This is a genomic window from Sorangium sp. So ce887, from assembly GCF_051521455.1.
Classification (GTDB): domain Bacteria; phylum Myxococcota_A; class Polyangia; order Polyangiales; family Polyangiaceae; genus Sorangium.
Window position 1 is genome coordinate 9,833,813 of sequence record NZ_CP150354.1, and the last position, 13,133, is coordinate 9,846,945.

The 13,133-nt window shown below is 70.7% G+C and carries 8 protein-coding genes; 5 read left to right on the forward strand and 3 right to left on the reverse strand.

Annotation, left to right across the window (positions count from 1 at the left end):
- The first annotated feature begins 34 nt into the window (after positions 1-34).
- The 5 genes from WMF36_RS36830 (at position 35) to drmC (ending at position 8,320) form a co-directional block, all read left to right on the forward strand.
- Complete coding sequence (locus WMF36_RS36830) at positions 35-1,300, forward strand: AAA family ATPase (protein WP_437575491.1); 1,266 nt, start codon at positions 35-37, stop codon at positions 1,298-1,300.
- Positions 1,297-1,995 carry a hypothetical protein gene (locus WMF36_RS36835; RefSeq protein WP_437575492.1) on the forward strand — a complete coding sequence of 233 codons (699 nt, stop codon included), beginning with the start codon at positions 1,297-1,299 and terminating at the stop codon, positions 1,993-1,995. Before WMF36_RS36830 ends, WMF36_RS36835 begins: the two co-directional genes overlap by 4 nt.
- Before the next feature lie 291 nt (positions 1,996-2,286).
- Positions 2,287-5,661, forward strand: a complete 3,375-nt coding sequence (drmA, locus tag WMF36_RS36840) for a DISARM system helicase DrmA (RefSeq protein ID WP_437575493.1) — start codon at positions 2,287-2,289, stop codon at positions 5,659-5,661.
- Positions 5,661-7,532: a DrmB family protein gene (drmB, locus tag WMF36_RS36845; protein ID WP_437575494.1), complete on the forward strand. Its 1,872-nt coding sequence runs from the start codon at positions 5,661-5,663 to the stop codon at positions 7,530-7,532. Before drmA ends, drmB begins: the two co-directional genes overlap by 1 nt.
- Positions 7,532-8,320, forward strand: coding sequence for a DISARM system phospholipase D-like protein DrmC (gene drmC / locus WMF36_RS36850; RefSeq protein WP_437575495.1), 789 nt, complete (start codon positions 7,532-7,534; stop codon positions 8,318-8,320). Before drmB ends, drmC begins: the two co-directional genes overlap by 1 nt.
- Before the next feature lie 123 nt (positions 8,321-8,443).
- Here drmC and WMF36_RS36855 read toward each other — a convergent pair whose 3' ends face one another.
- From WMF36_RS36855 to WMF36_RS36865, 3 genes are all read right to left on the reverse strand, one after another.
- Positions 8,444-10,159, reverse strand: a complete 1,716-nt coding sequence (locus WMF36_RS36855; RefSeq protein ID WP_437575496.1) for a GmrSD restriction endonuclease domain-containing protein — start codon at positions 10,157-10,159, stop codon at positions 8,444-8,446.
- 526 nt (positions 10,160-10,685) lie between these two features.
- Positions 10,686-11,732: a phosphotransferase enzyme family protein gene (locus tag WMF36_RS36860; RefSeq protein WP_437575497.1), complete on the reverse strand. Its 1,047-nt coding sequence runs from the start codon at positions 11,730-11,732 to the stop codon at positions 10,686-10,688.
- Between the two features lie 12 nt (positions 11,733-11,744).
- Positions 11,745-13,079: an MFS transporter gene (locus WMF36_RS36865; RefSeq protein WP_437575498.1), complete on the reverse strand. Its 1,335-nt coding sequence runs from the start codon at positions 13,077-13,079 to the stop codon at positions 11,745-11,747.
- Positions 13,080-13,133 lie beyond the last annotated feature (54 nt).

A 13,133-nucleotide genomic window follows, 5' to 3' on the forward strand; every position in this document is an offset into this window, starting at 1 on the left:
GGGAGCGCGTACCCTCCGCTCACCAGAGAACGTCATGCTTAGGCGGCTGGAGCTCGACGGCATCGGTCCGGCCGACAAGCTCACGTTCGGGCCGCTCGCCGGACGGCTGAACCTTATCACCGGCGACAACGGCCTCGGCAAGTCGTTCCTCCTCGATGTCGGCTGGTGGGCGCTCACGCGGACCTGGCCGCACTACCCGGCCGTCCCCAGGCGGCCCGACGCGTCCATCGGGTTCGCCTTCGACGGCGCCAAGGGGCTCACCGAGGACGTGTGCCCCTGGATCGCGAGGGCCCAGGACTGGAAGCGAAAGCGAGGGCGTCCATCGAACCCCGGCCTCGTCCTCTACGCGCGCGCGGACGGCGCGTTCTCGGTCTGGGATCCGGCCAAGAACTACCGTCTCTACCGCGGCGCGGACGGCAGCGAGCGGGAGATGCTGCCCGCCTATCACTTCACGCCGGGTCAGGTCCTCGATGAGCTCCGCGCCGGCGACAACCAGGTGGTCTGCCGGGGATTGCTCGACGACTGGACGCGCTGGCAGCAGTCCCATGACCCTCGCTTCGAGATGCTCTCCCGGATGCTCGAGGCGCTGTCCGAGGATCCGGAGGAGCCCATGAAAGCCGGCAAGCCCACACGGCCCTTCCTGGAGGACGTCCGCGACGTCCCCACGATCAAGATGCCTTACGGGGACGAGGTCCCGGTGATCTTCGCCGCGGCCGGGATGCAGCGCATGCTCAAGCTGGCGTATCTGCTCACCTGGGCGTTCTCGGAGCATGAGGAGGCGGCGCGGCGGCAGGCTCTTCCGCTCTCGGAGCAGGTCATCCTGCTCATCGATGAGCCCGAGACGCACCTTCACCCCAGGTGGCAGCGCGCGGTGCTCCCGGGGCTGCTCAAAACCGTCGGCGCGTGGGGAGCGCACGCGCCGCGTGTCCAGGTGATCGCCGCCACGCACTCTCCGCTGGTGCTCGCGTCGGTGGAACCGATGTTCGATCCCGAAGCTGACGCGCTCTGGAAGCTCGATCTCGTGGACAAAGCCGTGCGCATTGAGCGGGACGCGTGGCACAAGCGGGGGGACGTCAATCGCTGGCTGATGTCCGACGTGTTCGATCTCGACGCCGCGACGTCCGCGGAGGCAGAAGCCGTGCTCCGCGAGGCGCGGCGGTTGCTCAGGGACTCGAGCCCCGACGCGGCCGACCTCGGGCGGGTCAACGAGGCTCTCCTCCGCACGCTCCCCGAGATGGACCCCTTCCTGGTGCGCTGGCGGTACTACGTCCAGCAGCACGCCGGCGGGGAGTCTGCGTGATCCGCGTCCAACGAGCCGCCGAGCCCCCCGACTTCGACGCGAAAGTCCGCCAGAAGGGGAAGGCGGCGCTAGCGGAGCTGATCGGCTCCGCCGAAGCCCCCACGCGACGCGGACCCAAGCGGGCGAAGCTCGCCGACCGGGTCGAGGATATCCCCTCCGAAGCCCTCCCCGCGTTCTGGACGGAGGCACTTCCGGCGCTGCGGGCGGTCTATCGGAACATCTGCGCCTATCTCGGCATGTACATCGAGCCGGCGACGGGGCTCGCGACGGTCGATCACTTCAAGCCGAAGTCGAATCACAAGGCGCTCGCCTATGAATGGAGCAATTTCCGGCTCGCTTCGCATCAGATCAACACGAGCAAGGGCAATCACGAGGACGTCCTCGATCCCTTCGAGATCGAGGACGGCTGGTTCGTCATCGATCTGGGCACGTTCAAGGTCGAGCCTGCGGAAGGACTCGACGCCGACCTGCGCGCAGCGGTGATCGCGACGCGGGATCGGCTGGGACTGAACTCTCCGACGTTCTGCGCGAGCCGGGCCCGTTACCACGACCTCTATCATGGGCTGAAGACAGATCCGGACGATCCGGACGAGCCGCTCCCGCTGGCGTGGGTCCGTCGTGAGTGCCCGTTCGTGGCCCACGAGCTTCATCGCCAGGGTCGCCTCCGCCCTGTAGACCGGGAGCTCACCCGTTGACCTCGGGGCAGCGCCCCCGGGCCCATCGGAAGGCATGTGGCAGCGACGGTGCTCCGATGGGGTCCGAGCCCCGCCCGGCTTCCTGAGCGGCGGCGACCGGGCGCAGGCTTTCCGGTGGACATAACTCGGGAGAATCGCCTAGTACTTCGTACTCTGCGGGTCTGAGCTCCGTTTCTGGGGTGCTCACACGGCTGTTCGAGCTCGACCGCATGCGCGCGGGGGGACGAGCGGAAGCGCGGGCCGCGCGATGGCGCGCCGCGCAACCGCTCCCGGGAAGACGAGGAGACGCGAATGGCGACGACGGAAGCGACGAAGCGCACCGAGCCGGTGCAGGTCCGCGATCACCTCGTGGAGGTCCTCGGGCGCGACCTCGTGGGGGCGGAGCCGCACGAGGTGCTCTCCGTGGCGCCGTCCCGCTGGTACCTGACGGGGTTCCTTGTCCCGCGGGAGGCGCCCATCGAGGTGCGCGAAGATCCGGAGCCGGACGAGGAGCTCGCGAGCGTGGAAGGCGAGGACGGCGACGACGCGGCGCCCCCGGAGGTCGCGTCGGCGCGCAAGGCGTTCTTCCCGTCGTCGATCGGGCTGAGCGTGCTCGTCCCGGCGGCGACCCGCGTGCTGGCGGTGCGGGCCACGTGGGGCGAGTACGTGCGCGAGGAGGGGTCGGTCCGCCCCGCGCCGCAGGGCGAAGGCACGGAGTCGCCGGTGGCCGCTCGCCCATCCGAGCGCTGGCGGAGGTCGCCCCGGGAGGTCGCGCAGACGTTCGCGCTCCCGGCGATCGGAAAGGTGGCATATCCGCTCGCCGACGGCGTCAACCTCGTCGTCTCGGTGCGACGCGTGCCGGAGGGCGCCGGCGTCGAGCCGGGGGCGCGCGCCGTGGCCGCGTTCCTCGTGAACGACAAGGAGCTCACCGAGCGCGCGGCCAAGGACCGGGCGTTCCTCTTCCAGGCGAGGCTCGAGCTCCACACGGAGGAGCGGTTCCTCCCGCGCCCGAACGTCCGCGGGCAGGGCGGGGACGACCACGACGAGCAGATCGCGGAGCTGCAGTACCGCAACGTCTACGAGCACGCGGTCGGGCACGGCGTCGCGGCCGAGGCCGACGTCGTCGAGGGGCGCGCCTGCACGCGCGTGTGGACCACCTGGCTGCCGACCGCGGAGGTCGAGAAGGTCGTGCCCGGCGAGGTCAAAGGGGTCGAGCTCGGGATGGAGGCGCTCGCCGACGCCGGGTCGGCGGCGGAGGTGCGGGCGCTGCTCGAGGAGCTCCCGGCCAGGTACGCGCTGTGGATCGAGGACCAGGCGAGGACGCCGGTCGGCGAGCATCAACGCGAGGTGCTGGCCGGGCTTGTCGACGCGGCCGGCACGGTGCGGCGCCGGATGCTCGATGGCCTGGCCGCGCTCGACGATGCCGACGTCTTCCTGGCCTTCCGCCTCGCGAACCGGGCGATGGCGCGCGCGGCGCGGGCGCGCGACATCGAGAAGAAGAACGGTCCCCCCGCCTGGCGGCCCTTTCAGCTCGCGTTCTTGCTGATCAACCTCCGCGCGATGCACGAGCCGGCGCACCACGACCGCACCGTCATCGACCTGCTCTTCTTCCCGACCGGCGGCGGCAAGACCGAGGCCTATCTGGGGCTCGCGGCGTTCACCCTGGTCCTGCGCCGGCTGCGGAGCGGCGGGCACGCCGGCGCGGGCGTCAGCGTGGTCATGCGCTACACGCTGCGGCTCTTGACGCTCGACCAGCTCGGCCGCGCCGCCGCGCTCGTGTGCGCCCTCGAGCTCGAGCGGCAGGAGCGCGCCAGGCAGGGAGACACGCGGCTCGGAGCGTGGCCGTTCGAGATCGGCCTCTGGGTCGGCAAGGGCGCGACCCCGAACCGGATGGGCTCCGAGAAAGATTACGACCCGTCGACGGCGCGGATGAAGGTCAATGCGTACCAGCAAGCCTCCGACAGGAACCCTGCCCCGGTCCCGATCGAGAAGTGCCCGTGGTGCGACAGGAAGTTCGTCCCGAGCTCGTTCCGGCTGACGCCGACCCCGGCCCACCCGCAGAACCTCGAGGTCTACTGCGCGAACCGCGACTGCGCGTTCTCCGGCGAGCGCGCGCTCCCGATGCTGACCGTCGATGAGCCCATTTATCGCCGACTGCCGTGCTTCCTCATCGCGACCGTCGACAAGTTCGCGCAGCTGCCGTGGGTCGGGCGGACGGGCGCGCTCTTCGGCAGGGTCGACCGGCACGACAAGGCCGGGTTCTACGGCCCCTGCGACCCAGGGATCGGGCGCCCGATCGAGGGCGGTCCGCTGGCGCCGCCGGACCTCGTGATCCAGGACGAGCTCCACCTCATCTCGGGTCCGCTCGGGACCATGGTCGGGCTCTACGAGACGGCGATCGACGTGCTCTGCGAGCGCCCGGCGCCGGGCAAGGTGTTCGGCCCGAAGATCGTCGCCTCGACCGCGACCGTGCGGCGCGCGGAGGCGCAGATCAAGGCCCTCTTCGGCCGCTCCGCGGTCACGATCTTCCCGCCCCCCGGCCCCGACCGCCGCGACTCGTTCTTCGCGCGCACGGTGCCCGTGACCGAGCGGCACGCGCGGAAGTACCTGGGCGTCGCCGCCCCCGGCCGGAGCGTGAAGGTCGCCCTGCTGCGCGTCTACCTCGCGCTCCTCGCGGCCGGGAAGAAGGCGGTCGACGAGTCCGGGGTCGCCGCCGACCCGTACACGACGCTCGTGGGCTACTTCAACAGCCTGCGCGAGCTCGGCGGGAGCCGCCGGATCGTGGAGGACGAGGTCACCTCGCGCGTCCGCGGCTACGACGCGCGCCGGCGGGTCGGGCAGGAGGCCGGCGATTTCGCGACGCGCTCGCTGGGGGAGCCTGTCGAGCTCACGAGCCGCGAGCCGACGCACCGCGTGGCGAACGCGAAGGACCGCCTCGCATGCACGATGGACAGGCCCGAGCACGTCGACGTCGCGCTCGCGACGAACATGATCTCGGTCGGCCTCGACATCCAGCGCCTGGGCCTGATGGTCGTGTTCGGACAGCCCAAGACGACGGCCGAGTACATCCAGGCGACGAGCCGTGTCGGCCGCGACGACAAGAGGCCGGGCCTCGTGGTCACGCTGCTCAACTGCCATAAACCGCGGGACCGCTCGCACTTCGAGCGCTTCAACGCCTACCACGCCTCGTTTTACCGGGCGGTCGAGGCGACGAGCGTCACGCCGTTCTCGCCGCGCGCCATCGACCGCGGGATCGCGGCGGTCACGGTCGCGCTGGCGCGCCTGAGCATCCCCGAGCTGACGCCGCCGCGGGGCGCCGAGGAGATCGGCGAGAGCGCGCTGCGCGATCGCGTGAGCCGCATCCCGCTGCGCCTCGGCGCGCGCGCCGCGCAGGCGCACGTCGACAAGGACGAGGCGCCCGAGATCGCGCGCAGGGTGGAGAGGCGGGCGAGCGATCTCCTCGACTCGTGGCAGCGCACGGTCGAGAAGAACCGCGCCGTGAGCGCTGGCCTCCAGTACCAGCGCGAGGAGCCCACGCACCCGAATCTGCTGCGTGATCCGCTCGAGCCCGCGCCGGAGGACCGCGACCTGCGGAAGTTCAAGGCGCAGCGCTCGCTCCGAGACATCGAGCCCAGCGTGGATGTGTACCTGAGAAAGCCCGGCGGACGCCGGCAGGAGGACGGCTGATGTCAGCGCGCAGGCCGCGTTCGAGCGGCTCCCCCAAGGCGAGACCTCGCCCCGAGGGGCAGGTCCGCCGGAGCCAGGTGCTGACGACCTTCGGTCCCGGCGCGCTCGTCGATTTCCCGAAGCATGCCGCCATCATGGGTGGCCTCGAGTCGTGGGGAGATCCGGACAAGGAGGGGTTCCAGCAGGTCTTCGAGGAGCGGCTCGAGGCCGCGCTGCGCCATCGCGAGCAGAACCCCCGATTGCGCCTCTTCTCGCCGCCGTCGAGCCCGGACGCGCCCGATGCGCCGGCGCGCGGCATCACGGCCTTCGAGTTTCCTGGATGGTTCATCGAGCAGCCGGCGGACGCCCGGGTCGGCGAGGGCGGCTTCCGATCGCGCCGTCTGCTTCACTGGAGGGCGATCGAGCGCGGCAGCCACGGCAAGGTCGTCCCGATCCGGTTCGTCCGGGCCTGCCCGAACGGTCATATCGGCGACATCGACTGGAAGGGCTTCGCCCACGGGGGCCGCACCGAGTGCTCGCGCGAGCTCTTCCTGGACGAGCGCGGGACGAGCGGCGATCTCGCCGACATCCTGGTGCGCTGCGCCTGCAAGGCGAGCCGATCGCTCGTCGACGCGACGATGAAGGGCGAGCAATCACCCCTCGGCCCCTGCTGGGGGGACACGCCGTGGCTCCCTGGGGCGGCGCCGGGGGACGAGGGGGCGCCCGCTTGCGTCGATGAGCAGGGGAAGCCTGTCCGGAACAAGCTCCTCGTCCGCTCGGCGACGAACGCCTATTTCCCGCAGAACGTGAGCGCGATCTCGATCCCCGCGGACGCGGTCAAGCAGGCGCTCCGCGAGGCGACCGAGGCGGCGTGGGGAGATCTCGAGTCGGCCGAGGGCGAGGACGACATCGCGCACGAGCTGAAGAAGGCCAGATACAAGCACCTGCGCGATCGCTTCAGCGCGCGGGATCTGTGGGCCGAGGTGCAGCGCAAGCGGTCGGGGGTGAGCGAGGAGGGGCGCGGGATCAAGGCGGCCGAGCTGGACACGTTCCTTGCGATCCCGGAGTCGGCCGGGGAGGACACCCCAGACAAGGAGGATTTCTTCGCCAATGCGCTGTCGCTCGCCCCCGCGCGGCCCGGCGCCATGCAACGGATCTCGCGGGTGGTCCTCGTGCACCGGATGCGCGAGGTGGCCGTCCAGCTCGGGTTCACGCGCTTCGAGGCGCCGGCGCGCGACGTCGACTACGAGCTGTCGCTCGGCGTGCGCACGGCGCCGCTGGCGCGCGAGGTGACCTGGCTGCCCGCCGTCGAGAACCGAGGAGAAGGCATCTTCCTGGCGCTCGACCCCGGCGCGGTTGCCAGGTGGCGCGACAGGCGTCCGGTCGAGACGCGGGAGACGCGGCTCATCGCGGGGTTCGAGGCCTGGAAGAAGCACCGCCAGGTGAAGAAGGCGCGGTTTCCGGGCGTGACCTACGTGATGCTGCACTCGCTGTCGCACCTCTTGCTCACGGCCGTGTCCCTGGAGTGCGGTTACGCGGCGAGCTCGATCCGCGAGCGTATCTATCTGGACGGGGATCGCTGCGGCATCCTGCTGTTCACGGGCACCCCCGACGCCGAGGGGACGCTGGGCGGCCTCGTGCAGGTGGGCAAGAAGCTCGGCCACCACCTCGCCGCGGCGCTCGAGCTTGGCCGGCTCTGCTCGAACGACCCCGTGTGCGCGCAGCACCACCCGGACGACGCGCACGAGGAGCGGTTTCTCCACGGCGCGGCGTGCCACGGCTGCCTGCTCGTCTCGGAGCCTTCGTGCGAGTGGTCGAACGAGCTGCTCGATCGATCGCTTGTCGTGGACACGGTGGAGGATTCCGGCGCTGCCTTCTTCGCGGAGACGTGATGGAGCCGCTCGATGTCCCCAGCGAGACGCTGCTGCAGCTCGCCGACGCGCTCGAGGCGGGTCATGTGCGCGGCCCGCTCACGAAATTCGGCCTGCGCGCCTTCACGACGTCGGCGGGCGCTGTCCGCGCGCTGGAGGCGCTACGGAAGACGACGGGGAGCGAGGCCGCGCTCGCCGCCATGTGCCGGCTCGTTGTCGCGGAGCGAGCCGTCGCGACGGCGCGAGCGCCGAGGGTGGAGCTTGTGTGGACGGGGCCGGAGCGTGTCGGCGCGTCGTCGCGCGACACGAAGGTGGTCGTCGCCGAGCTCTTTGCCCGGGCACGGCGGTCGGTGCTCGTCTCGAGCTACAGCCTCGGGAGCGGAGCGACGCTGTTCGCGCCCCTCGCCGCGAGGATGGCGGAGATCCCGGCGCTGCGCGTCCGGATGTTCTTCGACCTCACGGTCGGCGACGATCGCGTCGCGGGGCTGCGCACGCGAGAGGCGTACGAGGCGCGCTTCGTCCAGCGCTTCCGCGGCTCACAGTGGCGCGGCGCGCGTGTCCCCGAGGTCTTCCACGACCCGCGCACCATCGATAACCGGATGATCAGCTTCCACGCCAAGTGCATTGTCGTCGACGAGGAGGTTGCCTTCGTCACCTCGGCCAACACCTCGGTGGCCGCGCAGCAGGAGAACATCGAGGCGGGTGTGCTCATCGAGGACCGGCTCTTCGCGCTCGCGCTCGGGAAGCAGTTCGACGATCTCGTGACGGCAGGGCTGCTCGTGCCGGTGCAAGGGTTGGCGTTGCGGTGAAAGATGACCAGCGCAGGCGCTCCCGATCGAGCTGTGAAGAGCCCGGCATGCAGCGGGACGCCGCCGTGGGCGGGGTCGGAGTGACCCCACACATAGGTCCTTGAGCGGTATCGTCGCCCCTCCTCACGTCGAGGAGAAGAACAGCTCCCGTGCCTTCGTGGCGAGGAGCTGGCACCGCGCACGGCGGAAGTCCTCGAAAGCCGTGTGTTTCCACAGCTTCGGGTTCATGGGGATCAGCTGCGCCTCGAGTGCCGCCCTCCCCTCAGGTGTCGACGCGATCTCCTTCAGATACTCCGACGGCTGCCGGTTCGAGATGCTCTGATTCGTCATGGGGGAGAGGAACGCCAGGTTGGCGAACGACGCGACCCGTGCCTCAAAGTCGGCCAGCTCACTTCGGAGCCGCTCAGCTTCGTCCTCATCGCCTTCGATCCTCGCTTCCTCGAAAGCGTTACGCAGCTTCCCCCGGTCCGCGTCGAAGCTCTCGTCGGGGAAGATGTGATGGAACTGCCACGTGCCCCCACCAGGGAGCGATGCGCCAATCCTGAGCGTCTGATCGAACCAGTCCACAGCACCCAGCCTCCGCGCCACCATGTAGAGCAGTGTCACGTAAGGGGATCTGAACCCCCCTTCGAGGAAGCTCTCGACGTCGAGCAGGTTGCTGGTTGCATGCTCCGGATCGAGCGGCTCTCGCGCGTGGTGGAAAAGTTGCCTCAGAGCCGCTTCCTCCGCCGTATTCTTGATGTCCGCGCCATACTTGGTCTGCCCGCGCACTGCATAGCGGCCGGACACGAGCGCGAGGATCAGCCAGCGCACCAGCGCGGTCCTGTCCGTTTCGTTTACCACAGGGTGCACTGCGAGATAGTGCGCGGCTACGGCCAAAGGATAGTACGCCTTCACGAACTTGAAGTTCGTCAGGTCGAGATCGTTGCGCATGACCTCGGTGAGCTGCTTGAGACCCCCGACCGTCCTCTGCCATGACGCCTCGTAGTTCTCGGCGGTCGCCTGCCGCAGGTACCTCGACCTGCTCTCGGGCTCGGGCGCTAGGTGCTTGACCAGGTGCTGGCCAGTGTGAACCGCCGTCCATACCAGGAACACGAACGAGGGGTCTTCTGCCTGATCGAAGCCCATCTCGGTGTTAAGCTGCCGGAGCACGTCGTACGTCTTGCGGAACACGCCGGGCCAGCGGAGCGAAATGCCGGACATGGTGAGCTGCGCTTCATTGAGCGGCTCGCCCTGCCGGTTAAGTCGCTTGAACACGTCAAGGACGACCGAGTAGGCCGAACCCACGATCTTCTGGGAGGGCATCTCGCGCTGCACGAGGATGTTGTTCAGCCAGTTGATCCTCTCGCCGAATGTCTCCTTCTGCGCGGGTGTGGCGTGTTGGAAGAAGTGCTGGCGCCCGGCTGCCTTGACGTACTCGACTGGGGCTCCGGCTGCATCACGCAGGATGTCCAGGCGGAGGTCGTTCGGTCCGGTGCTGAAGGTGAACTCCTGTCGTTCGAGGTTGAAGCGGAGCTCTACCTGCCCTGCAAGCACGAGGTAAAGCGCCGTGAGCCGCTGCTGGCCGTCGATGACCGCAACGCGGTTGCCTCCCGTCACCTCTTTCTGCTCCCGCCCGAACGATCGCATCGGGAAGTCGATCTGGTCCGGCGTCCAGAGCATGATCTGGCCCACAGGGAAGCCTTGGTAGAGGCTATCCCACAGGCCGCGAACGCGTTCGTCGTCCCAGACGAAGGTGCGCTGGAACTCGGGGAGGCCATAGCGTCCTTCCGCGACGTTGCGCACGTGTTGATCAACCTTGGGATTCTGGTTTTCGACGTTAAGGACGCTGTAGTCCATGCTGCCCCCATTCCTTGGCGTCGTAGTCTACACGTCCCGGTGATTAATGCGACATCTACTGGAGAACGATGCCGCGGCACCTCTCGATAAGACACAGGTACCCCGAGCTACTACTACCCCGCCAATTGTAAGCGTGATGCGCGAGCTCTCGCGCATATTGAGAAGAAGAAGGCCGGAGATCGCTCGAGGCAGAGCGGTCCGCGCCCGAGCCTCAGGACGGGCGTCGCCAAATCGGTCGGCCCTCGCCTCGGTCGGCTCCTGGCATGTCGCGACATGCCCGCCGCCTGCTCGGCCAGGCCCCCGCCCATGTCGCGACATACCCGTCGCCTGCTCGGCCAGGCCCCCGCCTATATCCCGATATCCCCGCCGCCTGCTCGGCGAGGCCCCCGCCCATGTCCTGACATGCCGGGATGCGTGGTCGAGCAGGCCCCCGCCATATCCCGACATGCCCGCCGCCTGCTCGGCCAGGCATCCGCCCATGTCGCGACATGCCCGCCCAGCCCAGCGGCGGCCCGCGCCGATCCGCTCACCCCCCCGCGAGCAGCCGCGCGATCTCCCCGCGCTGCCGCCGCGCCGAGCGCGCCAGCGACAGCTGCCCCGCCGCCCGCTGCAGGTTGTGCGCAACCCGCGTCGGGAACCGCGCCGGATCCCAGCCGAAATACCGGTCCTCGAACGCGTCCCGGCAGAACCGCGCCGCGAGCTCCAGCGCGATCCGCTCCACGGCGTCCGCGAGCGCCTCCCGCTCCTCCGCGCCGAACGGCCGCACCTCGCGGTAGCCGGCCACCGCGGCGGCGAAGACCTCCAGATCGAAGCGCGCCTCGGTCGCGTCCTCCCCGGCCGGGTTGCACCACGACCGCCATGCGTCGCCGAGCTCCACGTCGATCGACTGCAGCGCCAGCGTGTCGAGATCGAGCAGGCAGATCCCCTCTCCCGCGTCGGAGAAGCGCAGGTTCGAGATCTTGAGATCGCCGTGGCAGTGCCGCAGCGGCAGGTCGAGCCGCCCCTGCCACGTGCGCCACGCGTCGAGGATCGCATCTGCCAGCCGCTTCCCCTCCCCTCCCGTGGCCGCGCCGTCCAGCCGCTCCATGTGGAGCGCCGTGTCGTGCGCGCCGGCGCGGACGTGGCGGTACGCATGCTCGAGGTCGTCCACCGCCCGGTGGAACCGCGCGACAAGCGCCCCCGCCGCGCGCGCGAGCGCGGGCGAGCCGACCCGGTGGTGCGTGCGGCCAGGGACGAAGTCCATCACCCGCCACACCGCGCCCGCGCCATCCCGCGCCCAGAGGGCGCCATCGCCCGTGCGCAGCAGCCGCGGCGTCGCGAGCCCGCGGCAGGCCAGGTGGGCGGTCACCGCCTCGATGTCGTCGTGGACCTCCGGCGCGAAGATCGGGCTCACCCGCTGCACCACGAACCGCGGTGGCTCACCAGCCCCGCCGACCTCACCAGCCCCGCCAGCCCCGCCGACCTCACCAGCCCCGCCAGCCCCGCCGGCCACCCACGTTCCATTGATGAGGCCCTCGTCGTCGCAGCGGCGCACGGCGAGGCCGCGCAGAGGCGCCCATACGTCCGGGATCATCGGGGCCGGAGGCTACCCGCGCCCGGTCTCCGGCGGCAAGGAAGCCGCCTCCGGCACGGCCGCGGCCCCCCGGCGCAACGCCGCGGCCCGCCGGCGCAGCATCCACTGCGACCCGAGCCAGGCGAGCACGCCGGCGCCCAGGCCCAGCCAGGCGGCCGCCCCGGGGACGCCGACCCGCTCGACCAGCACGGCCCCGCCGAGCGACGTGGCGCACAGGCCGACCGTGAGGACCAGGTTGTCGATGGCCGAGAGCCGCCCGACGAAGCGGTCCGGCGACAGCCGCTGGATCTCCGCGCTCGACAGCACCCAGTTCGCCCCGCTGCCGAGCCCCCACACGAGCGCGACCGCGATCAGCGCCGCCGCGTGCCGGGTCACCGCGAACGCCGCGATCGCCGCGAACGTCACCCAGGCGGCCCCGGTCGCCGCGAGCTCGCCCCGCAGGCCGCGGCGGACCAGCGCGACGCCGACCAGCGGGCCGATCCCCGTCCCCGCGCCGCGCACGCACTGGAGCACCCCCAGCGTGAGCGCGCCCGTGCCCGCGAAGGCGAGCTGCGTCGCGAGCACGTTGAGCAGCAGCAGCGCCCCGCCGTTCGCCAGGTGGACCGGCGTCTTCGCGAGCACCGCGTCGAGCAGCGGCGGCCGCTCCCACGCGTGCGTCCAGGCGAGCGCGATGTCCCGCCGCACCGACGCGAGCGCCCCGAGCACGCCGCCCTCCGCCGGACGCCCCTCGGCCACCATCGACGGGAGCCCCCAGAGGAACAGCGCCGACAGGCCGAACGACGCCGCGTCCAGGGCGAGCGCCGTCGCAGGACCGAGCGCCGCGATCAGGCCGCCCACCGCCATCCCGACCGCGAACATGACGCTCCACGTCGCCGACACGATCGCGTTCGCCTCGAGGAGCTCGTCCGCCTCGACGACGTGGCGCAGCACCGCGCTCTGCGCCGGCAGGCGCAGCGCCCCCACCGACCCGCGGGCAAAGACGAGCACCTGCACCGCCGCCACGCTGCCCAGGACCGCGGCGCCGAGCATCGCGACCGTGAGCGCGCCCTGCACCACGCTCGTCGCGATGAGCAGCCGCCGCCGATCGAGCCGATCCGCGAGCACCCCCGCCACCGGCGCGAACAGCGCGTTCGGGAGGTGATGCCCGACGATGACCAGCGCGAGCGCCACGACCCCGCCCCCCTCGCCGCCCAGCGCGAGCAGGCTCACGGCGACGAAGCTCATCCAGTCGCCGAGCAACGAGACGATCTCGCTCAGCCAGACGCGACGGAAATGGGGGCGGCGGCGGAGCAGGCTCGGTCGGGGTTCCGGGCGAAGAGCGCCGGCCGGCGTCGAAGGGACACGCACGTGGAGGCTCCTTGTCGCGCGAGCGCTACCCGACCCGGTACGGCCGCGATCGCC